General features: G+C 71.4%; 21 protein-coding genes. 6 read left to right on the forward strand and 15 right to left on the reverse strand.

Going from position 1 to position 21,529, the window contains the following annotated elements:
* Window positions 1–7: 7 nt before the first annotated feature.
* The 6 genes from ACFXHB_RS12485 to ACFXHB_RS12510 all read right to left on the reverse strand — a co-directional run bounded on the left by ACFXHB_RS12485 (window position 8) and on the right by ACFXHB_RS12510 (window position 5,666).
* On the reverse strand, window positions 8–1,363 hold the full coding sequence (locus ACFXHB_RS12485) for an NADH-quinone oxidoreductase subunit D (protein WP_380573971.1): 1,356 nt from the start codon (window positions 1,361–1,363) through the stop codon (window positions 8–10).
* Window positions 1,363–2,082 carry an NADH-quinone oxidoreductase subunit C gene (locus tag ACFXHB_RS12490; protein WP_380573972.1) on the reverse strand — a complete coding sequence of 240 codons (720 nt, stop codon included), beginning with the start codon at window positions 2,080–2,082 and terminating at the stop codon, window positions 1,363–1,365. The genes ACFXHB_RS12485 and ACFXHB_RS12490 overlap by 1 nt, the downstream gene beginning before the upstream one ends.
* A complete protein-coding gene (locus tag ACFXHB_RS12495) occupies window positions 2,079–2,633 on the reverse strand; it encodes a NuoB/complex I 20 kDa subunit family protein (protein ID WP_380573973.1) in 555 nt (184 codons plus the stop codon). The genes ACFXHB_RS12490 and ACFXHB_RS12495 overlap by 4 nt, the downstream gene beginning before the upstream one ends.
* Window positions 2,634–2,749: 116 nt before the next feature.
* Entirely contained in the window at window positions 2,750–3,109 is a 360-nt protein-coding gene (locus tag ACFXHB_RS12500; protein ID WP_014137597.1) for an NADH-quinone oxidoreductase subunit A, read from the reverse strand.
* Window positions 3,110–3,840: 731 nt separating this feature from the next.
* Complete coding sequence (locus ACFXHB_RS12505) at window positions 3,841–4,584, reverse strand: response regulator (protein ID WP_380573974.1); 744 nt, start codon at window positions 4,582–4,584, stop codon at window positions 3,841–3,843.
* A complete protein-coding gene (locus tag ACFXHB_RS12510) occupies window positions 4,581–5,666 on the reverse strand; it encodes a sensor histidine kinase (protein WP_380573976.1) in 1,086 nt (361 codons plus the stop codon). Before ACFXHB_RS12510 ends, ACFXHB_RS12505 begins: the two co-directional genes overlap by 4 nt.
* Before the next feature lie 188 nt (window positions 5,667–5,854).
* Between ACFXHB_RS12510 and ACFXHB_RS12515 the strand changes: the two genes are divergently transcribed.
* On the forward strand, window positions 5,855–6,475 hold the full coding sequence (locus ACFXHB_RS12515; protein WP_380573978.1) for a hypothetical protein: 621 nt from the start codon (window positions 5,855–5,857) through the stop codon (window positions 6,473–6,475).
* 13 nt (window positions 6,476–6,488) lie between these two features.
* On the opposite strand, the gene ACFXHB_RS12520 is transcribed toward ACFXHB_RS12515, so the two are convergent.
* A complete protein-coding gene (locus ACFXHB_RS12520; protein WP_380573980.1) occupies window positions 6,489–7,424 on the reverse strand; it encodes a DMT family transporter in 936 nt (311 codons plus the stop codon).
* A gap of 255 nt (window positions 7,425–7,679) precedes the next feature.
* Here ACFXHB_RS12520 and ACFXHB_RS12525 point away from each other — a divergent pair, with 255 nt between their 5' ends.
* The 3 genes from ACFXHB_RS12525 to ACFXHB_RS12535 all read left to right on the forward strand — a co-directional run bounded on the left by ACFXHB_RS12525 (window position 7,680) and on the right by ACFXHB_RS12535 (window position 9,649).
* The gene (locus ACFXHB_RS12525; RefSeq protein WP_380573981.1) at window positions 7,680–8,300 is read left to right on the forward strand and encodes a TetR/AcrR family transcriptional regulator; all 621 of its coding nucleotides are present in this window, start codon (window positions 7,680–7,682) and stop codon (window positions 8,298–8,300) included.
* A gap of 241 nt (window positions 8,301–8,541) precedes the next feature.
* Window positions 8,542–9,258 (forward strand): peptidylprolyl isomerase, encoded by a 717-nt coding sequence (locus tag ACFXHB_RS12530; RefSeq protein WP_380573982.1) that lies wholly within the window; start codon window positions 8,542–8,544, stop codon window positions 9,256–9,258.
* Between the two features lie 61 nt (window positions 9,259–9,319).
* Window positions 9,320–9,649 carry a MazG-like family protein gene (locus tag ACFXHB_RS12535; protein ID WP_380573984.1) on the forward strand — a complete coding sequence of 110 codons (330 nt, stop codon included), beginning with the start codon at window positions 9,320–9,322 and terminating at the stop codon, window positions 9,647–9,649.
* Window positions 9,650–9,790: 141 nt separating this feature from the next.
* On the opposite strand, the gene ACFXHB_RS12540 is transcribed toward ACFXHB_RS12535, so the two are convergent.
* Both ACFXHB_RS12540 and ACFXHB_RS12545 read right to left on the reverse strand, forming a co-directional pair.
* Window positions 9,791–11,080, reverse strand: coding sequence for a geranylgeranyl reductase family protein (locus tag ACFXHB_RS12540; protein WP_380574003.1), 1,290 nt, complete (start codon window positions 11,078–11,080; stop codon window positions 9,791–9,793).
* 132 nt (window positions 11,081–11,212) lie between these two features.
* Window positions 11,213–12,913: an MFS transporter gene (locus ACFXHB_RS12545; RefSeq protein ID WP_380573985.1), complete on the reverse strand. Its 1,701-nt coding sequence runs from the start codon at window positions 12,911–12,913 to the stop codon at window positions 11,213–11,215.
* 151 nt (window positions 12,914–13,064) lie between these two features.
* Here ACFXHB_RS12545 and ACFXHB_RS12550 point away from each other — a divergent pair, with 151 nt between their 5' ends.
* Window positions 13,065–13,475, forward strand: a complete 411-nt coding sequence (locus tag ACFXHB_RS12550) for a MarR family winged helix-turn-helix transcriptional regulator (protein ID WP_380574005.1) — start codon at window positions 13,065–13,067, stop codon at window positions 13,473–13,475.
* 99 nt (window positions 13,476–13,574) lie between these two features.
* Here ACFXHB_RS12550 and ACFXHB_RS12555 read toward each other — a convergent pair whose 3' ends face one another.
* The 6 genes from ACFXHB_RS12555 to ACFXHB_RS12580 all read right to left on the reverse strand — a co-directional run bounded on the left by ACFXHB_RS12555 (window position 13,575) and on the right by ACFXHB_RS12580 (window position 20,542).
* Window positions 13,575–14,270 (reverse strand): demethylmenaquinone methyltransferase, encoded by a 696-nt coding sequence (locus ACFXHB_RS12555; protein WP_380573986.1) that lies wholly within the window; start codon window positions 14,268–14,270, stop codon window positions 13,575–13,577.
* 214 nt (window positions 14,271–14,484) lie between these two features.
* Window positions 14,485–15,072 carry a hypothetical protein gene (locus tag ACFXHB_RS12560; RefSeq protein WP_380573988.1) on the reverse strand — a complete coding sequence of 196 codons (588 nt, stop codon included), beginning with the start codon at window positions 15,070–15,072 and terminating at the stop codon, window positions 14,485–14,487.
* A 231-nt stretch (window positions 15,073–15,303) separates the two neighbouring features.
* Window positions 15,304–16,056 carry a hypothetical protein gene (locus tag ACFXHB_RS12565; RefSeq protein ID WP_380573989.1) on the reverse strand — a complete coding sequence of 251 codons (753 nt, stop codon included), beginning with the start codon at window positions 16,054–16,056 and terminating at the stop codon, window positions 15,304–15,306.
* Between the two features lie 130 nt (window positions 16,057–16,186).
* Window positions 16,187–17,410 (reverse strand): cyclic dehypoxanthinyl futalosine synthase, encoded by a 1,224-nt coding sequence (gene mqnC / locus ACFXHB_RS12570; RefSeq protein ID WP_380573991.1) that lies wholly within the window; start codon window positions 17,408–17,410, stop codon window positions 16,187–16,189.
* Between the two features lie 153 nt (window positions 17,411–17,563).
* The gene (locus ACFXHB_RS12575) at window positions 17,564–19,339 is read right to left on the reverse strand and encodes a serine/threonine-protein kinase (RefSeq protein ID WP_380573992.1); all 1,776 of its coding nucleotides are present in this window, start codon (window positions 19,337–19,339) and stop codon (window positions 17,564–17,566) included.
* 303 nt (window positions 19,340–19,642) lie between these two features.
* On the reverse strand, window positions 19,643–20,542 hold the full coding sequence (locus ACFXHB_RS12580) for a menaquinone biosynthetic enzyme MqnA/MqnD family protein (RefSeq protein WP_380573993.1): 900 nt from the start codon (window positions 20,540–20,542) through the stop codon (window positions 19,643–19,645).
* Window positions 20,543–20,864: 322 nt separating this feature from the next.
* Between ACFXHB_RS12580 and ACFXHB_RS12585 the strand changes: the two genes are divergently transcribed.
* Window positions 20,865–21,068: a cold-shock protein gene (locus ACFXHB_RS12585; protein WP_057227626.1), complete on the forward strand. Its 204-nt coding sequence runs from the start codon at window positions 20,865–20,867 to the stop codon at window positions 21,066–21,068.
* The last annotated feature ends 461 nt before the right edge of the window (window positions 21,069–21,529 follow it).

Here is a 21,529-nt window from a genome sequence, read left to right on the forward strand (position 1 = left end):
ACGTCTGTCACCGGTCCACGCCTCCCATCACCGGGTCGAGCCCGGCCACCGCGACGATCACGTCGGCGACCTGGCCGCCCTCGCACATCGCCGCCATCGACTGCAGATTGGTGAACGACGGATCCCGGAAGTGGACCCGGTACGGGCGCGTCCCGCCGTCGCTGACCACGTGCACGCCCAGCTCGCCCTTGGGCGACTCGACCGCCGCGTACGCCTGGCCGACCGGGACCCGGAAGCCCTCGGTGACCAGCTTGAAGTGGTGGATCAGGGCCTCCATCGACGTACCCATGATCTTGCGGATGTGGTCGAGCGAGTTGCCCATGCCGTCCGGGCCGACGGCCAGCTGGGCGGGCCAGGCGATCTTCTTGTCGGCCACCATGACCGGACCGGGGCGCAAGCGTTCCAGGCACTGCTCGACGATCCGCAGCGACTGCTTCATCTCCTCCAGACGGATCAGGAAGCGGCCGTAGGAGTCGGCACTGTCGGCGATCGCGACCTCGAAGTCGTAGTTCTCGTAGCCGCAGTACGGGTCCGTCTTGCGCAGGTCGTGCGGCAGGCCGGTGGAGCGGAGCACCGGCCCGGTCGCTCCGAGGGCCAGGCAGCCGGGCAGGTCGAGGAAGCCGACGTCGACCAGGCGGGCCTTGAACACCGGGTTGCCGGTGGCGAGTTTGTCGTACTCGTGCATCCTGGAGCGGAGAGTCTTCACCGCCTCGTGGATCTGGTCGACCGCACCGGGCGGGAGATCCTGGGCGAGGCCGCCGGGGCGGACGTACGCGTGGTTCATCCGGAGGCCGGTGACCAGCTCGAAGACGTCCAGGACGGTCTCGCGGTCACGGAACCCGTAGGTCATCAGCGTGATGCCGCCGATCTCCATACCGCCGGTGGCCAGGCAGACCAGGTGCGAGGAGACCCGATTGAGCTCCATCATCATCACGCGGATGACGCTGGCCCGGTCCGGGATGTCGTCGGTGATGCCGAGCAGCTTCTCGACCGCGAGGCAGTAGGCGGTCTCGTTGAACAGTGGAGTCAGGTAGTCCATCCGGGTCACGAAGGTGGTGCCCTGGACCCAGTTGCGGAACTCCATGTTCTTCTCGATGCCGGTGTGCAGGTAACCGATGCCGCAGCGGGCCTGCTTCACCGTCTCGCCGTCGATCTCCAGGATCAGCCGCAACACGCCGTGGGTGGAAGGGTGTTGGGGGCCCATGTTGACGATGATGCGCTCGTCGTCGGCCCGGCCGACGGCTTCGACCACCTCACCCCAGTCGCCCCCGGTGACGGTGAAGACCCGGCCCTCGGTGGTCTCGCGGGCGTCGGCCCGGGCGGCCCCTCCGGCCGCCGCCTCTTCGTAGTGCTGAGTACTCATCAGCTGTACGACCTCCGCTGGTCAGGAGCCGGGATCTGGGCACCCTTGTACTCGACGGGGACACCGCCGAGCGGGTAGTCCTTGCGCTGGGGGTGACCGAGCCAGTCGTCCGGCATCATGATCCGGGTGAGCGCCGGGTGGCCTTCGAAGATCAGACCGAAGAAGTCGTAGGTCTCTCGCTCGTGCCAGTCGTTGGTCGGGTAGACCGTGACCACCGACGGGATGCGCGGGTCGGCGTCGGGTGCGCTGACCTCCAGCCTGATCAGCCGGCCGTGGGTGATCGAACGCAGGTGGTAGACCGCGTGCAGCTCACGCCCCTGGTCACCCGGGTAGTGCACACCGCTCACGCCGAGGCAGAGTTCGAAGCGGAGCGCGGGGTCGTCCCGAAGGACGCGCGCGGTCCGGAGCAGGTGCTCCCGCGCGATGTGGAAGGTGAGTTCGGCGCGGTCGACGACCGTCTTCTCGATCACGTCCGCCGGTTCGATGCCCTGCTCCTCCAGGGCGCCCTCCAGCTCGTCCGCGACCTCGTCGAACCAGCCGCCGTAGGGGCGTTCGGTGGCGGGCGGCAGCGCGATCGGGGCACTGAGCCCGCCGAATCCGGACGTGTCCCCGCTGCCCTGACCGCCGAACATGCCCTGCCGGCGGCCGACCACCTCGACGGGGATCTCGCGACGCGGCTGCTCCTGGTCGCGGCGGGTCCCCGGTACCTGGTCGTTCATCGCAGCTGCCCCCGCATCTCACTCACCGGGGTGGCCTGCAGGGCCAGCGCCTCGCCCAACTCCTCGGCCCGGCGCCGGTTCGCCCCCAGCGGCTCGTGCTGGATCTTGTCGTGCAACTTCAGGATGGCGTCCATCAGCATCTCCGGGCGGGGCGGACACCCGGGAAGGTAGATGTCCACCGGGACGATGTGGTCGACGCCCTGCACGATCGCGTAGTTGTTGAACATCCCGCCCGAGGAGGCGCAGACCCCCATCGAGATGACCCACTTCGGATTGGGCATCTGGTCGTACACCTGGCGCAGGACCGGCGCCATCTTCTGGCTCACCCGACCGGCCACGATCATCAGATCGGCCTGCCGGGGGGAGCCCCGGAAGACCTCCATCCCGAACCGGGCCAGGTCGTAGCGACCGGCCCCGGTGGTCATCATCTCGATCGCGCAGCAAGCGAGTCCGAAGGTGGCCGGGAAGAGCGACGCCTTGCGCACCCAGCCCGCGGCTGTCTCCACACTCGTGAGCAGAAAGCCGCTCGGCAGCTTCTCCTCGATTCCCATCAGATCCCTCTCAATGCCCTCAGTGCCCTCAAGTGCTGTGGTCTGTGCGCTGGTTCGGGCCTCTGCACCCGCCCGGGCTTGTCCGCCCGTTCACAAAGTCAGCGGCCGCCCCGCACTCAGTCCCACTCCAGGCCGCCGCGGCGCCAGACGTAGGCGTACGCGACGAAGACGGTGGCGATGAACAGGAGCATCTCGACCAGCCCGAAGATCCCCAGGGCGTCGAAGCTCACCGCCCACGGATAAAGGAAGACGATCTCGATGTCGAAGACGATGAAGAGCATCGCCGTCAGGTAGTACTTGATCGGGAACCGACCGCCGCCCACGGGCTGCGGGGTCGGCTCGATGCCGCACTCGTACGCCTCCAACTTGGCCCGGTTGTAACGCTTGGGCCCGGTCAGTGAGGCCATCACGACGGAACCGACCGCGAACGCCGCCGCGATGGCACCGAGTACGAGGATCGGCGCGTAGGCATTCATAGCGCCCGCTCCCTCCGTCCAGTCGTCCTTGACTGCAGATCGGAACCGACGGGTCACGCTGTGGTGGACCCGCGTCCCAGTTCCCGAGATCCACCTCATGTGAGGCAGTTCACAAAGCCTGGAACGAGCGCATCCTATGCCCGTCGGCTTGTGATCTGCGACACGCAGTTCACGGCGATCTTTGTGATCTACGCCACCCTTGGAATGGTGGCGAAAGTGAACATGACCAGAGTTGTCAACGCAAAGCAGTCAAATGGTCACAGTTAGTCGTATTCATCTGCGAAGCGGCAGGTCAGAGCCTCGCTTCTATATCAACTATGCGTCGCTCGGGGCAAATTTCCAGGCGTCATGTTGACGTGTTATAGCGCCTCACTCGCAGGGGTGGCGGCCCTCCGAACGTCCGCTTGACCCTTCGTTCACAAGCGCGCGAGCGTCCGCTTTCCAAGACCGGCCCGGAGCCGGCTCCGTCGTATTCGGGGGCACTACCGAGGGTGCCGAGGGTGCCCGCGAAGGCGCTGCCGAGGGTGCTGTTGGGGGTGTCGTCGCAGGTGGCGTCGAGGGTCGGCCGAGTTCCGGGGAGACGCCGACGGGCCGGGTGGGTTCGGCGGGCCGGCCGGCGGGGCCGGCGGCTGGGTTGACCGGGGTGGCGGGGTGGCACGCTGCCGAGGCGGGCAGCGTGCGGCGGGCCGGTACCCCGCGCTGTCCGAGGTCAGGCGCAGCCTAGGCGCCGCTCAGGCGCCGCTCTCCCACACCCACGCCGCGACGCCGACGCGGTTGCGGGCTCCGATCTTGCGCTGAATCGTGGCCAAGTGGTTCTTCACCGTTCCGGCGGTGATGAACAACTGCGAGCCGATCTCCGCGTTGGTCGAGCCATTGGCGACGAGCTGAGCGATCTCCCTTTCCCTCGCGGTGAGCTCCTCGACGAACTCCGGCCTCGGCCGCTCCGGTGTGCCCCGCGCCTCCCGGCGCGCGGCTCCTACTCCCCTTCCCCGCTCCTGTGGCTGCCTCGCGCGATGCGCGGTCTGCCGTTCGGAGCGCGCATCGAGCGGCGGTCTCGGATCCTGCTGCGACAGCTGGCGCAGCAGGCGCACCGTGACCTGCGGGCTGATCAAGGCGTCCCCCGCTACGGCTGCCCGCACCGCCTCGGTGATCAGCGCCGGCCCGGAACGCTTCAGCAGGAATCCGGCGGCGCCGGCGCGGATCGCCGCCTGCACGTACTCGTCGAGGTCGAAGGTCGTCACCACGACGACCCGGAACTCTTCGCCCAACCGCCGGGTCAGCTCCAGCCCGTCCAGCCTCGGCATCCTGATGTCCGCGAGGATCACGTCCGGCCGCAACCGGTGGGCCTGCTCGACCGCCGACTCGCCGTCCTCCGCCTCACCCACCACCTCGATGTCCGGCTGGGCATCCAGAATGATCCGGTACGCACTGCGAATCGCCTCGTCGTCGTCCGCGAGAAGGACCCGGATGCTCATCGCGCCTCCAACGGCATCGTCGCTGTGACCGACCAGCCACCGGAGCCCTCGCGCCCCGCGGCGAGCGCCCCGCCCAGTGCCTCCACCCGGGCCGCCAGCCCGGCAAGCCCGCTGCCGCCGCGGCGGGCCTCGCCGAAGCGCGTACCGGACTGCTGCGGAGCACTGCCGTCGTCCTGCACTGTGACCTCCAGCCACCGCCCCTCACGCCGGACCCTGATGTCGATCACGCGCGCGGTGGGCGCGTGCCGGCGTACGTTGGTCAATGCCTCGACCACGACCCGGTAGGCCGTCGCCGCCACCTCTCGGGGCACCCCGGGCTGGTCAGCCGGAGCGTCCAACAGCACGGTGACGCCCCCGGACTCCGCGAACCGATCGGTGAGCTCGACGAGCTCGGCCAGGCCCGGCTGCGGACCGCGCTCCGAAGTCTCCGTCTCCTCACTGCGCAGCAGGTGGACGGTCCGGTCGAGCGAGGCCAGCGCCTGTTGCCCGGCCCGTTCTATCCGCTCGAACAGCGCCACCGCCCTAGCCGGATCCGAGGCGGCCAGAACCATGCCCGCCTGTGCCTGAGCGACCATGGCGCTGACGTCGTGCGCGACGAAGTCGTGCAGATCATGAGCCAGTTCGAGCCGCTGGGTCCGACGGGCGGCGGCCACCGAACGGAGCCGGGTGTCGTCCAATCCCCGCAGGTACAACCCCATCAGCACCGCCGGCACCGCGAGCACCGAACCGAAGCCGAAGAGCGTCAAGGTGTCCTCCGGCCCGACGATGCCCTGGAAGCGGGACGGCTGGAGTGCGACCGCGCCCGCGATCGTCCACGTGACCACCGCAGACCGCCTCCCGGTCTCGGTCCGCAGCGTCGAGACCAACAGGACCAGAAGCGAGGCGATTTCAAGCAGACCGGCCAGCCCGCACCACCGGTCCGACTCGGTCCAGCGGCTGGCGGCCCAGATCCCCGCGGTGACCGCGAGCGAACCTGCCCCGGCCGTACCGGCGAGGACCGCCACGCCCCACCGTGCCCGCAGCCGCACCACCCAGCCGAGCAGCACAGCGACGGGGATTACCAACGCCAGGATCTGACTCATCATCGCCTCCCTTCGACGGTCAGCCTATGAGCCCCCGACGGGTGGCGCCTCTGCCGATCGGCACATTCCCGCACCCGTTCTGAACGGCCGGAACAGCCCGATCGGCATCTGTTGCCGCCCCCGCCCAGCGGCCAGGCTTGACCCGTCGGATCGGCCACCGCGGCCGGCCACGAAAGGAGTTCACCGTCATGGCAGACACCGTGACCGCAGTCGTGCCAGTGCCCGCACACCCCGGCCTCGGCGGCCCCACGACCGTGGCACCGGGCGTCGGCGCGGTCCGCCGCCGCCACGACACCGCGGCCGGCGTCCCTCGCTGGGCCGATCGCGCCGCAAGGGCCACGGTCTGGACCACCGTGCCGTCCGGGCTCTGGCGGGTCGCCCTCGGGCTGGGCGTTCCGGTCGGTTTCACCGGGGAGCTCGCCGCGACGACCGATCGCTACATCCCGGGTTGGGGCACCGCCTACGTCCTGCTGTTGAGCGCTCTGGCCGAGGCCCTGGCCCTCCTCACCCTCGGTCTGGTCCGCCCCTGGGGCGAGGTGGTGCCCCGCTGGGTCCCCTTGATCGGCGGCCGCGCCGTCCATCCACTCGCCGCGATCGTCCCGGCCGCCCTGGGCTCCGGCGTTCTCGTCTGGGCGGGCATGTCGTCCTTGTTCGGCGGATGGGCGTCCGCGATGAGCAGTCCGGAAGCTCCCCATGGCACCGCCGGTCTGATCATGACCCTGTGCTACCTCCCGCTGGTCGCCTGGGGTCCACTGGTCGCCGTCGTCACCGTGGCCTACGCCCGCCGCACCCTGGGACGGCGCCGATGACGACCGCGCCCGGTCAGGCCGGTGCCGGCTCCGAGGCTGCCTCCACCGGCTTGGTTTCGTCCCGTTCCGTTCCGACCGCGGTACGGCGCCCCCATTCGGTGGCGCCCAGGACGAGAGCGCCTCCGACGAGTGCCAGCGGGCCCAGATGGTTGCCGGCGAGGGTGATCCCGAACACGGCGGCCCAGACCGGCTCGGTGCCCAGCAGCAGACTGACCCGGGAGGGCGATGTGGCCCGGACGGCCCACATCTGTACGAAGAAGGCGAACAACGTGCAGAGCAGCGCCAGATGCAACAACCAGGCCCACTCGGCCGGGCCGTACGACGCGGCGACCGTCCAGGGCAGCGGTCCGGCGAACGGCGCGGCCGCGGCGAACACCACCGTGGCGGTCGCGAGTTGGACCCAGGTGAGGCCCAAGGAATCGGTGGACCGAATGGCCCGGACGCGGGCCATGGCGAGCACATGCGCGGTCCTCACCACAGCGGCACCGAGCATCAGCAGATCACCAGGCGTCGGCGCCTTCAGCCCGCCGTCGCCGGTGAGCAGGGCGACACCCACCACAGCGAGCCCGGCCGCCGCGAGGAACGTTCGCGGCAACGCCGTACGGGTGAGCACGCTCTCCGCGAGCGGGGTGAACACCATCGTGAGGCTGATGATCAGGCCGGCATTGGTCGCGGAGGTATGCACCGCGCCATAGGTCTCCAGCAGAAAGACCCCGGCGAGCACCAGCCCCAGGAGGGCTCCTCCCAGCCACTCGGCCCGGCTCATCGCGCGCAGTGCCCGGTGCGCGAGTAGACCCAGTACGGGCAGCACCAGCCCGAACCGCAGCACCAGCATGGCCACCACCGTCCCCGACTCCGCCACCTGCTGCACCGCGAGGAAGCTCGACCCCCACACCACGGCCACCAGCAAGACCGGTACATCACGAAGAAAGGACGACGAAGTGCGCATGGACAGGACCCCTCCGAAGCGAATGGAACCGACGAGGAGATTCCCGTACGACATCGGACGGATCTCGGAGCACCGCAGGCCTTCTCTAAGGGCCTGCACCAAAGGCCCGCCATCTTCGCGCACCGCACCGCCCGCGATCAACGGTTTTCGGCTTCGAGCGCCTCAGTGCGAAGCAAAATACGACTCCCGTCGCATTAAAGTGAGGGAGGCATGGCACCGTCGTCACACCGTGTGCCGAAACGACTGGAGACCACCGTGAGCGAGGAAGCTCGGACCCCTATCCCCCGCCCCGGCGGACGCAGCGCCCGGGTGCGAGCGGACGTGGTCGCCGCGACGCTCGCCGAGGTGGCCGAGAAGGCGTACGACGGGCTGACCGTCGACGCGATCGCGGCCCGGTCAGGCGTCCACAAGGCCACCCTGTACCGCCGATGGGGTGGGGTGGACGGACTGGTCGCGGACGCGCTCACCGCCTCCGCCGACCAGCCCTGGTCGGCCCCCGACACCGGCGACCTCGCCACTGACCTGCGTCGGATCACCCACGAGGTCTTCGCTGTCTTCACCGACCCCGAACTGGGCCCGATCCCGACCGCGCTGATCACCGCCGCCCAGCGGTCCGACATCGGGACCACCGCCCTGCGCGCCTTCTTCACCGCTCGCCACCGCCAGGCCGCCGCAGTGGCCGCGCGGGCCGTCGAACGGGGCGAGCTGCCCGGAGGAACGGACGGCGCCGAAGTGGTCCGGGCGGCGACGGCCCCGCTCTACTACCGCCTGTTCGTCACCGGCGAGCCCCTGGACGCCCGCACCGCCGAGCAAGCCGCCGACGCCGCCGGCCTCGCCGCCCGCGCCGGCCTGTTCACCACACCCGCCGACGCCTGATCCCCACCACCACCCACAGCCGCTGTCGACGACACAACGCCCCCGGATACCCACCCGGTCACCACAGCGTGCGCCACGCGAACGCCACGCCTCAGCCAATGCCGACGCCGAGCAGGCATCCCTCGTCGACCACCCCGCCACGACGCCCGAAGCACCGCACGACACCCGCCACTGCCGCACACCACCCACCTCCTGCCCCCGGCGTCTACCGGATCCCCGCCCGGGCGTGGATGATGTCGCCATGACAATCCAGCCGTCCACCACCCCTCGGAAGGCCCGTCACGTGAATCGCAAGCACTGGGCGTTGCCCGCCGCCGCCACCGTCCTGCTGCTCGCCACGAGCACCGGCACCGCCGCGGCGGACGCCCTGCCGACCGCGCCCCCCACACCCGCGGCCGCCACCTGCGCCTACACCCCGGCGGTGCCCGCCGACAACTTCAAGGGCATCCCGGTCTTCGACGCCAAGAAGGCCGCCAAGCCCTACAGCGCGACCTTGAAGACCAGCCAGGGCGCGATCACCTTCCAGGCCCTGACCGCCGAGGCACCCTGCACGACCTTCTCCTTCCGCTTTCTCGCCGAACGCGACTACTTCGACCGGAGCCACTGCCACCGGCTGACCACCCAGCGGATCTTTGTCCTGCAGTGCGGTGACCCGACCGGTACCGGAAGCGGCGGCCCGGGCTACTCCTTCCCCGACGAGAACCTCACCGGCGCCACCTATCCCGCCGGCACCGTGGCCATGGCCAACGCCGGGCCGAACACCAACGGCAGCCAGTTCTTCTTCGTCTGGAAGGACACCAAGCTCTCCCCCGCCTACACCCCGTTCGGCCGGGTGACCGCCGGCCTGGACGTCCTCCAGAAGATCGCCGCCGGCGGCGAGGACGACCAGAACAACCCCGGCGACGGCTTTCCGACCCTGCCGGTGAACATCCGGAACGTGAAGATCAGCTCCCGCTGAACCCAGCGCACCGCTCCCGTACGGTGGTCGACGTCACCGATGCCGTACGGGAGCAACGCCGATGGACAGCAGGATCTGGGAGAGCGTCGACCAGCTGGTCGCATGGCTGGACAGGGAGAGCAAGCTCTCCCCTCAGGAGGAGCGCCTGCTCCGCATTCTCAAACTCTCCGAGGAGGTGGGCGAGGTCGGCGCCGCCGTGGTCGGCGTCACCGGGCAGAATCCCCGCAAGGGCGTGACCCACACCTGGGAGGACGTGCAGCACGAGCTCTGCGACGTCGTCTTCAGCGCCCTCGTCGCCCTGCGCACACTCACGCCGGACGCCGCCCAGGTCTTCGCGGACCGCCTCGCCTACGTCGAGCAGCGCTCCACCGCCGGCCGCCGGGAGCAGTAACGGCCCTCGGCCCTGCACCCACCGGCCCTGCACCCACGGCCCTGAGCCGCCCACCGGGGCGCCGCCCACCTCGCACCGCCTGACGGACGCCGCCCGGCAGGCGGCACGGCCCGTCAGGCACCATCCGTCAGGCACCACCCGTCAGGCGTTCGGGGCGACGCGGGTGAGGCCGTTGATGATGCGGTCCATGGCGTCGCCGCCCTGCGGGTCCGTCAGGTTGGCGAGCATCTTGAGGACGAACTTCATCAGCATCGGGTGGGTCAGGCCGCGCTGGGTGGCGAGCTGCATCACCTTGGGGTTGCCGATGAGCTTCACGAACGCGCGGCCGAGGGTGTAGTAGCCGCCGTAGACATCCTTCAGGATGCGCGGGTAGGCCTGTAGAGCCCGCTCGCGGCCGGCGTCCGTCACCCGGGCGTTGGCCTGGACGATGACGCCGGCCGCGATCTGGCCGGATTCCATCGCATAGGCGATGCCCTCGCCGTTGAACGGGTTGACCATGCCACCGGCGTCACCGACGAGCAGTAGCCCGCGGGTGTAGTGCGGCTGACGGTTGAAGGCCATCGGCAGGGCGGCGCCGCGGATCGGGTCGGTCATGTTCTCGGGGGTGTAGCCCCACTCCGCCGGCATGCTGGCACACCAGGCCTTGAGCACGTCACGCCAGTCCAGCTCGCCGAAGGCGGGCGAGGAGTTGAGGATGCCGAGACCGACGTTGGAGGTGCCGTCACCCATGCCGAAGATCCAGCCGTAGCCGGGCAGCAGCTTGCGGTCCCCCGCGCGGGTGTCCCACAGCTCCAGCCAGGACTCCAGGTAGTCGTCGTCATGGCGCGGGGAGTTGAAGTACGTCCGGTAGGCGACACCCATCGGACGGTCCTCACGGCGGTGCAGGCCCATCGCCAGCGAGAGCCGGGTGGAGTTGCCGTCGGCCGCGACGACCAGCGGCGCGCGGAAGGTCACCGCGCGCTTCTCGTCACCGAGCCGGGCGGTGACGCCGACGATCCGGCCGGTCCGGTCGTCCAGTACCGGGCCGCTGACGTTGCACCGCTCGTACAGGCGGGCGCCGGCCTTCTCCGCCTGACGGGCGAGCAGCTCGTCGAAGTCGGCGCGCTTGCGGACCAGTCCGTAGTCGGGGAACGCGGACAGCTCCGGCCAGTCCAGCTCCAGCCGGACGCCGCCGCCGATGATCCGCAGGCCCTTGTTGTGCAGCCAGCCGTTCTCGATCGACACGTCGATCCCCATGTCGACCAGCTGCTTGGTGGCACGGGGCGTCAGGCCGTCGCCGCAGACCTTCTCCCGGGGGAACGAGGTCTTCTCCAGCAGCAGCACGTCGAGACCGGCCTGGGCGAGGTAGTACGCGGTGGTGGCGCCGGCCGGGCCCGCACCGACCACGATGACGTCCGCGGTGCTCTCCACGGTGCTGTCCGGCTTCGTCAGGTCGGCTGCGGTCTCGGACACGGTGGGCACTCTCCTGGAGCTACGGCTGGGGGACGGAGGCGTTGTCCCCGGCAGTCTAGTTGCCGCCCCCGGGCCAGGATCCGAGGGCGGCACCCACGACGCACTCCGCGGCTAGACGCGAGCCCCGGCCTCGGCCCCACCCCTGGGCTCGCCCCCGGGCGCGACCTCAGCCCGGCCCGCACCACCGACCGCGCCGTCGACCCTGTCGGAGACCCCGTCCCCGCCACCGACCCCGCCACCGACCGCGCCGTCGACCGCGTCACCGGCTCCGCCCGGCAGCACCACGAGGGGAACCGGTGCCACCTCCCGGCGCCGGCGCGGAATGAAGGCGATGATCAGCACCCCGAGCGCGGCCGCCCCGGCACCGATCGCGAAGGTCGCCCGGAAACCGCCCAGCGAGGGCACCTGCGCCGGCCCGAAGGAGACGGCCGTGTGGGCGAGCACCGCGCCGATCACCGCGCTGGCGAACGAGGTGCCGATCGAGCGCATCAGCGCGTTGAACCCGTTGGCGGCAGCGGTCTCACCGGGCGGGACGGCCCCCATGATGAGCGCCGGGATGGCCGCGTAGGCGAAGGCGATGCCGGTGCCGAGGATGCAGCCGACCAGGACCAGCTGCCAGACCTCGTGCAGCAGGACGAGGCCCAACAGGTACCCGACGGCGAGGACGACCGCGCCGACCAGGAGCGAGGTCCGCGGCCCCTTGGCGGCGGAGAGCTTCGCCGAGAACGGGGAGACCAGCATCATGATCAGTCCACCGGGGGCCATGCAGAGCCCGGCCACCACCATCGAGCGGCCGAGACCGTAGCCGGTCGCCTCGGGCAGTTGCAGCAGCTGGGGCAGGGCGAGCGACTGCGCGTACATCGCGAAGCCGAGCGCCACCGAGGCCCCGTTGGTGAGCAGCACCTGCCGTCGGGCGGTGGCCCGAAGGTCGACCAGCGGCTGGTCGCTGCGCAGTTCGAACAGCCCCCAGAGCAGCAGGATCAGCACGGCGGCGGCGAACAGGCCGAGGGTGAGGCCGCTGAGCCAGCCCCAGTCGCCGCCCTTGGAGATGGCGAGCAGCAGGCAGACCAACCCCGCCGAGAGTCCGGCGGCGCCGATCGCGTCGAAGCGGCCACCCGTGCGGTCCGGCGACTCCGGGACGATCGTCAGGACCAGGGCGGCCGCGAGCACCCCCAGCCCGGCCGAGCCCCAGAACAACCAGTGCCAGTCGGCGCGCTGGGCGACGACGGCCGCGGCGGGCAGTCCCAGTGCGCCGCCGATGCCGAGCGAGGAACTCATCAGGCCCATCGCGGAACCGAGCCGCTCCCGCGGCAGGACGTCCCGCATGATGCTGATGCCCAGCGGGATGACGCCGGCGGCGGCGCCCTGGAGCGCGCGGCCGACGACCACCGGGACCAGCGAGGAGCCGAGCGCCGCCACCACCGAGCCGACGATCATCAGCACCAGGCTGGCGAGCAGCATCCGGCGCTTGCCGAAGAGGTCGCCGAGCCGGCCGCTGACCGGGGTAGCGACGGCGCCCGCGAGCAGGGTCGCGGTGAGTGCCCAGGAAGCGTTGGACGCCGAGGTGTGGAGCAGCCCCGGCAGGGCGGGGATGATCGGAATGACGATCGTCTGCATCACGGCGACCGTGATGCCGGCGAAGGCCAGTGCCGCGACGATCGCGCCGCTCCCGGCACCGGCACCGGCACCGGCACCAACCGACGCCTCGCCGGCCGACCGCGCACCCACCGACCCCGCGCCGACCGAACGACGGTCATTTCGGCCGGTCGGTGGCACGGCACCGCCCACGGCGTTGTTCTCGGCACTCTTCATGGGCCCATTCCTCTCGTCATGTGCACTATACATATTGCATGCACCATGCACATCAGATCCTCGTGGTTACCATGAACGCGAACGACGCAGGGAGTACGGCCGCCCGGAGGCACACGTGAGGGACCACCTGAACGACATCGAACGGGAGCTGATGCTCATCGGGCGCCATCACGCGATGGCCGGCGGGCGCACTGCCGGCTCCCTGGAGCGCTCGGCCTATCTGCTGCTCTCCCGGATCGAGGCGCAGGGACCGATGTCGATCGGACAGCTCGCGGAGGCGTTCCAGCTGGACGCCTCCACCGTGAACCGCCAGGCGGCGGCGATGCTCCGGGCCGGCGTGGTGGAACGGATCCCCGACCCGGACGGCGGGGTGGCCCGCAAGTTCGCCATCACCGCCGTCGGCAGCGAGGCCCTCACGGACGACCGCCGACGCCACCAGGAGGGGCTCGGCCGGGTCCTGAAGGGGTGGTCGGAGGCCGAGGTGGCCGGGCTGGCGACGGCACTGACCCGGCTCAACCGCTCGATCGAGGACCTGCAGGGCGTGGTCTGGCCGCGCGGCTGAACGGGCCTCGCGCGCCGCTCACCCCTCGACGTCCCGCCGCCCTCCCAGGCCGGGGGTCGCACCCGGCGGGCCGAACCACCCCCGGCCCGCCCCCGCGCGCTACGAGACCTTGTACGCCCGGTGCAGGGCGACGATCCCACCCGTGAGGTTGCGCCAGGCCACCTTGGACCAGCCGGCGTCCTGCAGCTTGGCGGCCAGCGCGGGCTGGTCCGGCCACTCGCGGATGGACTCGGCGAGGTAGACGTAGGCATCCGGGTTGCTACTGACCGCGGTGGCGACCGGCGGCAGCGCCCGCATCAGGTACTCGGTGTAGACCGTCCGGAACGGCGTCCAGGTCGGCGTCGAGAACTCGCAGATCACCAGCTTGCCGCCGGGCTTGGTGACGCGGAACATCTCGCTCAGCGCGGCGTCGGTGTCCTGCACGTTGCGCAGCGCGAAGGAGATCGTCACCGAGTCGAAGGTGCCGTCGGCGAACGGCAGCCTGGTCGCGTCACCGGCGGTGAGCGGCAGCTCGGGGTGCCGGCGCTTGCCCTCCGCGAGCATGCCGACCGAGAAGTCGCACGGGACGACCGTGGCGCCCGCCTCGGCGAAGGGCAGCGAGGAGGTGCCGGTGCCGGCCCCGAGGTCGAGCACGACATCGCCCGGTCCGGCGGCCACCGCCTCGGCCACCGCCCGGCGCCAGGCACGGGCCTGGCCGAGGGAAAGCACGTCGTTGGTCCGGTCGTACTTGGCCGCGACGTCGTCGAACATGGCGGCGACTTCGTGCGGCTGCTTGTCCAGAGAGGCTCGGGTCACGCCCCCATTGTTCACCCTGGCACCGACGAGTTCGGCAAGGGGGCACGCCGCCCGCACGCCACCAGCCCTTCGCGACCCCGGCACCCGCCCCGACACGGCCGCCGGCGGATCCGTCCGGGGCGCACGGGACTGCACCTCGACGGCACCCGTGGGACGGCGTTCATGACGGCGTGCACAACGGCGCGCACAACGGCGTGCACGACGGCGTGCCGCCTCAGTGCAGGCCGCGTCGCCCGCCCGAGCGCCGCCTACGGCGTGAGCGCTTGCCCTGCGTTATCGCGGGCATCCCCTCGGCCAGCGCACCGGTGGCCAGCGCAACGGTGGTGGCGAACCGTCCGTTGCCGCTGCGAATGGCGACCGCCCGGTGGTGCCGGCGGATCCGCAGCACGCAGACGAGGAAGAGCAGTACGGCCACCGGCACGCTGAACCAGGCCAGCCCGACACCGACCGGCTGCGGATAGGTGGCGCCGCAGATCCGGACCGCGCCGGGGTCGTCGGCGGCGTGTTCCAGGCAGACCGCGTCACCGACCTTGGCTCCGTCCGCCAAGGGCAGCGCGGCGGCGGTGTGCTGCTGGCCGGCGGCCCGGTAGCTGACGGTGCTGTAGGAGCCGCCACCGGTGGGCATCTGGGTGACGACGCCGTCCACTCTCACCGGGTTCGCGCCGATCCGGTCGGCCTGCTCGGCCTGGCGCCAGCCAAGAAGGCACATGCCAACGGCCAGCACGGCACTGAGTACGGCGGTGAGGTACCAGCCACGGCCCAACCGCAGGGAACGCGGCGGGGGGACGGTCGCGGATCGCATGGTTCCTGTCCTGGCTAGCCTTCGGGGCCTGGGACGGGGCCCCGCCACCCGCGGGGGCGGGCGGTGCGCGGTGAGGGTACGGACTGAGCTGACCGGGATCGTATCCGCTGGCGGGCCCTCAGGTCACGGCGAAGGGTGAATCAGACAATATGGCCGACACCACAGTTCGACGGCACACGAAGGAACTTCCGCATGTCATACGGAAGTCGGCCACCCCCGAGTAGGTGACGCTCAGCGTCGGCGGTACACCAACCGCCCGGCCAGTACCGTCGCCAGACAGCCGGCCGGTCGCCGACCCACTCCGGACCCTGCGGCATCGGCACGACCTCCGGGCCCGGAAGCACCGGCCGAACCGGCCGAACCGGAAGCACCGGCGGCACCGAGCACAGCGAAGACGGCGAAGTCGGCCCGCCCGCCGACGGCCAGCCGCCCGTGCACCGCCGCCGCGAGCGGCAGCACGGCGAGCGGATCCAACGGCCCCTCCGCCGCCGGGGACCTTTCGCCCCCGGGGAGCCCCGCCCAACCGGGGAGCCCCACCGGACCGGGCAGCGCGGTCAGCCCCGACCGGGCCACCGCCGTACGCACCGCGGCGCGCTCGAACGGGCCGGCCACCGCGGTCACGCCGAAGCCGAGCATCCGCTGCAACCCGCGCCGGGCGCTCGCCCCGCAGCGCGCCTCGTCCACCGGTCCCGCCGGCGTCAACAGGCCCCCGGCCACCGGAGCGTCCCCGATCTCCTCGCGCGGGTCCGGGTGGTACGCGCACTCCAGCAACCAGTGCCCGTACGGGTTGCGCAGACCGGGGGTGAGCAGGCCGTCGCCCCAGTCGCGCAGCCGGGCGCGGGGGTGGGCGGCGGCCAGCTCCGCGTACGGGCCGAGAGCGGCGATCAGTTCGCCGTGCACCAGCACCGCCCCGTCGGCGACGGACGGGGCGGTGGGGTCGGCCGGGTCGGGCAGCACGAGGGCGGCCCGGTGCAGTGTCAGCATCGCGAGGTCACCAAAACGGGGTCGGCACCGGTCAGACGGGCACGGCCGGCCGGAGACGGCGTCGGCCGGCGCCGGCCACCGGCCGCCCCCAACCGACTGCCGTCAACCGACTGCCGTCAGCCGTCAGCCGTCAGCCGTTGTCGAGGATCTTCAGCTCGGGGTGCGCCGTGCCACCCGCGATCGCCGTGGAGGCGATGTGCGAGGCGACCCGCGGGTCGACCGGGTCGTTGGCCGGGTCGTCCAGCACCCGCAGGTGCTCGTAGGTGGTCGAGCGCTGGGCCGGGACGCGGTCGGCGGCCCGGATCAGGTGGATCAGCTCGGTGAGGTTGGACCGGTGCTTGGCGCCGGCCGCCGAGACCACGTTCTCCTCCAGCATGACCGAGCCGAGGTCGTCCGCACCGTAGTGCAGCGACAGCTGGCCGGCCTCCTTGCCGGTGGTCAGCCAGGAGCCCTGGATGTGGGCGACGTTGTCGAGGAAGAGGCGGGCGATCGCGATCATCCGCAGGTACTCGAAGACGGTCGCCTGGGTCGAGCCCTGGAGCTTGTTGTTCTGCGGCTGGTAGGTGTACGGGATGAAGGCGCGGAACCCGCCGGTACGGTCCTGCACGTCGCGGATCATCCGCAGGTGCTCGATCCGCTCGGCGTTGGTCTCGCCGGTGCCCATCAGCATGGTGGAGGTGGACTCCACCCCGAGGCCGTGGGCCGCCTCCATGATCTCCAGCCAGCGCTCGCCGGACTCCTTGAGCGGTGCGATCGCCTTGCGCGGGCGGGCCGGCAGCAGCTCGGCGCCGGCGCCGGCGAACGAGTCCAGGCCCGCCTTGTGGATCCGGGTGATGGCCTCCTCGATCGACACCCCCGAGATCCGGGCCATGTGGTCGACCTCGGACGCGCCCAGCGAGTGGATCACCAGCTGCGGGAAGTCCGCCTTGATCGCCGAGAAGGCGCGCTCGTAGTACTCCACGCCGTAGTCCGGGTGGTGCCCGCCCTGGAACATGATCTGGGTGCCGCCCAGCTCGACCGTCTCCGCGCAGCGGCGCAGGATCTCGTCGAGGTCGCGGGACCAGCCCTTGTCACTCTTCGGCGGCACGTAGAAGGCGCAGAACTTGCACGCCGTCACGCAGACGTTGGTGTAGTTGATGTTCCGCTCGATGATGTACGTCGCGATGTGCTCGGTACCGGCGTAGCGGCGGCGGCGCACCGCGTCGGCCGCCGAACCGAGCGCGTGCAGCGGCGCCGAGCGGTACAGCTCCAGGGCCTCTTCGGGGCTGATCCGGCCACCGCCGGCCGCCCGGTCGAGCACGGCCTGCAGGTCGGTGCTGGGCGCATCGAGGGTGGTCGCTGCGAGCTCGGACACCTGGCGGCCTTCTCTCTCTCGGGTACTACTGCGTGTTCTCGGGTACTACTGCGTGTTCTCGGGCACTACCGCGCGTTCCCAGGTACTCCTGCGTGTTTCAGTAGTTCCTGGTACGGCCGAACCAGCCTACGCCAGCGCTTTCGCGCTCTGCCGTCAGGCCACTTTCCGCATCGTCCCGGTCGGGTTCCCGGCCGCCGGATCGGCGGAGCCGAACCGGATGGTGCTGTCCTTCTGCAGGGTCAGCGTCTCCGCGTTGGAGCCGCTGCTGCACGCTCCCGGCAGCGAGGAGCGAACCAGCCGGGAGGTGAACACCAGCTTCCCCTCCGACACCGAGTCCAGCGTCCAGGCGCCCTCGCAGCTGACCGAGATCAGGCCGGTGACGGCGTTGCGACTGGTGGTGTTCTCCTGCCCGATCGTGGCCGGGCCGATCACCAGCGTGGTCGTACCGGCGGGCAGCCCCTTGTCGGTGGTCATCTCCCCGCGCCAGGTGCCGAGGAAGGCGGGCGGTACGACGCTCGGCCCGGCGGCGGTGCCCGGCGGGGGTGCCTGGCCGGCGGGCAGGGTGGTGGACGACGTGGTGGTGGACGTGGACGTGGTGGAGCTCGCGGTCGCCGACCAGCTGAACGACGCCGTGACGGTCGGTCCGGAGCTGGGCGTGCGCTCCTGGACCACGTCGCCCCGGAACCCCCGGTAGAGGCCGTAGCCGCCGGCCGAGAACACCACCGCCGCCACCAGCACCGCCACCACCACCGCGGTCCGGGTCCGACGCCCTGCCGCCTCCGTCGGCACCCGGTCGTGCGGGACCTGGTCACGCGGCAGCCCTTCGTGCGGCATGTGATCGCGCGGCACGTGATCACGCGGTGCGCGGTCGACCGACACCCGATCGGTCGGCGTGCGGCCCGGTGCACCACCCGCCGAAGGAACCCCACCCTCCGAAGGAACACCACCCGCCGAAGGAACCCCCACCGGTGCTCCACCCGCCGAGGCGGGGCCCGCCGGGGCATCGGCTCCCCCCGCCTCCACCTCCCCCTCCAGGTCGAGCAGTTCGACCGCACTGCGGCCGACCCCCGCCGCCAGCGCCGGCGGCAGCCAGCCGCCCCGCCCCAGCCGGACGGTGGCCGCGCCGTCGGCGTCCAACCGGTCCCGGAGCTGCCGCGGAGTCGGACGGGCGGCCGGGTCCTTGGCCAGGCAGTCCCGCACGACGGGGCGCAGCGACCCGGTGAGCCCGGTGAGGTCCGGCTCCTCGTGCAGTACCCGGTAGAGCAGGACCGCCACGCTGACCCCCTCACCGAAGGGCTGCACGCCGGTGGCCGCGAAGGCGAGCACCGCGCCCAGCGAGAAGACGTCGCTCGGCGGGCCGGCCGGCTGTCCGTTCGCCTGCTCCGGCGACATGAAGCCGGGTGAGCCGACCACGTAGCCGGACTGGGTGAAGCCGCTGGTCGCGTCCAGCGCGCGGGCGATGCCGAAGTCGATCAGGCGCGGGCCGTCCAGGGTCAGCAGGACGTTGGACGGCTTGACGTCCCGGTGCACCAGCCCGAGGCCGTGCACCTGGGCCAGTGCCTCGGCCAGCCCGACGCCCAGGGCCCGTACGGCGTGCTCGGGCAGCGGCCCGAAGTCCCCGACGGCGGTGCCGAGCGCGGGACCGGCGACGTAGCCGGTGGCCACCCAGGGGTGCTCGCCCTCGGTGTCCGCGTCCAGCACGGGCGCCGTCCAGGCGCCGCCGACCCGGCGGGCGGCGGCGACCTCCTGGCGGAAGCGCGCCCGGAACTCGGCGTCCTCCGCGAGCTCACCGCGGACCAGCTTGACGGCCACCGCGCGACCACCGGCCGTCCGGCCCAGGTAGACCCGGCCCATTCCGCCCGCGCCGAGCCGCCGCAGCAGCCGGTACCCGCCCACCTGTCGCGGGTCGTCCGCCCCCAGTGCCCGCATCCCGCACGCTCCCCTCGGCCGCCCGGCCGTCGTCGGCGCCTTCGGGCGCCGACGACGTCACAGATCTCGCGTGCAGACGCTACCGGGCCGCACGGCGCGGCGGTGGGGACAAGCGGCAGCCCGCACCGGACGGGACGACCGGCCGGGACGGCGGCCCCGTCCCTCCCGGGGGCCGCCGGCCCGATGCCGTCCGTCGCCCGTCCGAGGCGCACCGCGGCTCGTCGCCCGCCCGGAGCGCACGGCGCCCACGCCACGCGAAGAAGCGTCACCCGGACACCGCGAACGCCGAGGACGACCGGCCGGTCAGACCACCACCGGCGCCGGCTCCAGCAGGCGGACCGTGACGTCCGGCGCGAAGCCGCTGTCCGGGGCGACCCGGCGGGCGAACTCGGCCATACCGGCGAGCTGCCGCTCACCGAGCGAGAAGTCCAGGGCCTCGCTGAAGTAGCGCTCCAGCACCCCGGCGTCGAACTGCTCCCACCGGGCCGCGTGCTCGGCGACCGCGCCGGCCTCGACCAGCGAGAGGTCCCGGGACTCCAGGAAGGCCCGGTGCACCGCCGCCGTCAGCTCGGGACTGCGTTCGGCGAAGTCGCGGCGGGCGGCCCAGACGGCGAAGACGAACGGCAGGCCGGTCCACTCCTTCCACATCTCCCCGAGGTCGTGCACCGCCAGGCCCTGTGCGGCCGCCTGCCCCAGGTAGGCCCGCAGGGCCGGGTCGCCGATCAGCACCGCGGCGTCGGCCTCGGCGAGCATGGCGTCCAGGTCGGGCGGGCAGCTGAAGTACTCCGGCCGCACTCCCTCGCGCTCCTCCAGCAGCAGCCGGGCCAGCCGCACCGAGGTCCGGCTGGTGGAGCCGAGGGCGACCCGGCGGCCGTCCAGCTCGGCCAGCGGGACCTTGCTGACGATGACGCAGGACATCACCGGACCGTCGCTGCCGACCGCGATGTCGGGGAGCACCAGCAGCTGGTCCGCGTGCCGCAGGTACTCGACGCAGGTGATCGGGCCGATGTCGAGAGCACCGCCGACCAACTGGTCGCTGAGCTTCTCCGGGGTGTCCTTGGTGAGATCCAGGTCGAGCAGATTGCCCGTCCTGGCCAGCCCCCAGTAGAGGGGTACGCAGTTCAGGAACTGAATATGCCCGACCCGCGGCCTGACCGGGGGGTTCTCCCGAGACTCCCGCGTTTCCGCGTCCGGTACCACCACTGGGCCGCTCCCTTGCTGTTCGTGCGCCTCTCCGCAGGGTATGCCCGCCGTTCCGGAAGCCTCGCACCGGCCTTACGACACGCCCTGTCCGGCCTGTAAGTCACCCCTGGTCGTCACAGCAGCCGCATGCTAGCGTTGCCCTCAGTTGCAGTTTGATTCCCCTTGCAGTACTTGAAGCCTGCGGAGCATGTAACCGCAGGCTTTTTGTAGTTTTTCAGCAATATCGAAAAACTCCGGACCCGTCCGGAGGCAGGGCGATCAGCGCAGCGGACCGGGCGCCACACGGTGTGGTCCCCAATACGTCCCTCGCAAGGAGAACGGCATGGCTCAGGGAACCGTCAAGTGGTTCAACGCTGAGAAGGGCTTCGGCTTCATCGCCCAGGAGGGCGGCGGCCCCGACGTCTTCGTCCACTACTCCGCCATCAACGCGAACGGTTTCCGCTCGCTGGAGGAGAACCAGGCGGTCAGCTTCGACGTCACCCAGGGCCCGAAGGGCCCGCAGGCGGAGAACGTTACCGCTATCTGATCATCCTCTGATGACCTGATCGCTCGGGACCCCTCGGGTCCGCAGACGGCCCCCGCGGCCGTCATCATGAGCACAAGAGAAGTACCCAAGGGGGCCCGGCCATCTGCCGGGCCCCCTGCCTTGTCCACGCCGACTCCCAGCGCCGCCCCGCCCCCTGCGGATGCCCTCCCCCTGGAGCCCGTCCGAAGTGACCGGCTGACGAGCGGTCAGCGGGTGGTCCGCGCCGGACCGCCGTCGGCATCCGCCCGGAACCGCGTCCCCGCCCGACCGCGGTCGAGGCAGCGGGCAGAGGTCGGTGACCCGCAGCCGCCCGGCCGGGCGGCGCGACCGGACCACTTCCGGCCGACGGCGCATCGAACCGGCCAACTAGATGATTGATGCCAAGGGCTCGCTGGCGCGCATGACATGAAGCGAGGGAGTCCAAAGATCGGTTGTGACGCCTGATCTGGACTCCCTCGCGA

It is taken from the genome of Kitasatospora sp. NPDC059327 (assembly GCF_042752535.1).
GTDB lineage: Bacteria > Actinomycetota > Actinomycetes > Streptomycetales > Streptomycetaceae > Kitasatospora.

Coding starts and splice junctions, on each gene's coding strand:
- ACFXHB_RS12495 (WP_380573973.1), bottom strand. CDS start 2,633: ATGGGAATCGAGGAGAAGCTGCCGAGCGGCTTTCTGCTCACGAGTGTG.
- ACFXHB_RS12575 (WP_380573992.1), bottom strand. CDS start 19,339: ATGCGGGCACTGGGGGCGGACGACCCGCGACAGGTGGGCGGGTACCGG.
- ACFXHB_RS12520 (WP_380573980.1), bottom strand. CDS start 7,424: ATGCGCACTTCGTCGTCCTTTCTTCGTGATGTACCGGTCTTGCTGGTG.
- ACFXHB_RS12550 (WP_380574005.1), top strand. CDS start 13,065: ATGCTCATCGGGCGCCATCACGCGATGGCCGGCGGGCGCACTGCCGGC.
- ACFXHB_RS12565 (WP_380573989.1), bottom strand. CDS start 16,056: ATGCTGACACTGCACCGGGCCGCCCTCGTGCTGCCCGACCCGGCCGAC.
- ACFXHB_RS12530 (WP_380573982.1), top strand. CDS start 8,542: ATGACAATCCAGCCGTCCACCACCCCTCGGAAGGCCCGTCACGTGAAT.
- ACFXHB_RS12490 (WP_380573972.1), bottom strand. CDS start 2,082: ATGAACGACCAGGTACCGGGGACCCGCCGCGACCAGGAGCAGCCGCGT.
- ACFXHB_RS12560 (WP_380573988.1), bottom strand. CDS start 15,072: ATGCGATCCGCGACCGTCCCCCCGCCGCGTTCCCTGCGGTTGGGCCGT.
- ACFXHB_RS12535 (WP_380573984.1), top strand. CDS start 9,320: ATGGACAGCAGGATCTGGGAGAGCGTCGACCAGCTGGTCGCATGGCTG.
- ACFXHB_RS12545 (WP_380573985.1), bottom strand. CDS start 12,913: ATGAAGAGTGCCGAGAACAACGCCGTGGGCGGTGCCGTGCCACCGACC.
- ACFXHB_RS12505 (WP_380573974.1), bottom strand. CDS start 4,584: ATGAGCATCCGGGTCCTTCTCGCGGACGACGACGAGGCGATTCGCAGT.
- ACFXHB_RS12500 (WP_014137597.1), bottom strand. CDS start 3,109: ATGAATGCCTACGCGCCGATCCTCGTACTCGGTGCCATCGCGGCGGCG.
- ACFXHB_RS12510 (WP_380573976.1), bottom strand. CDS start 5,666: ATGAGTCAGATCCTGGCGTTGGTAATCCCCGTCGCTGTGCTGCTCGGC.
- ACFXHB_RS12485 (WP_380573971.1), bottom strand. CDS start 1,363: ATGAGTACTCAGCACTACGAAGAGGCGGCGGCCGGAGGGGCCGCCCGG.
- ACFXHB_RS12515 (WP_380573978.1), top strand. CDS start 5,855: ATGGCAGACACCGTGACCGCAGTCGTGCCAGTGCCCGCACACCCCGGC.
- ACFXHB_RS12585 (WP_057227626.1), top strand. CDS start 20,865: ATGGCTCAGGGAACCGTCAAGTGGTTCAACGCTGAGAAGGGCTTCGGC.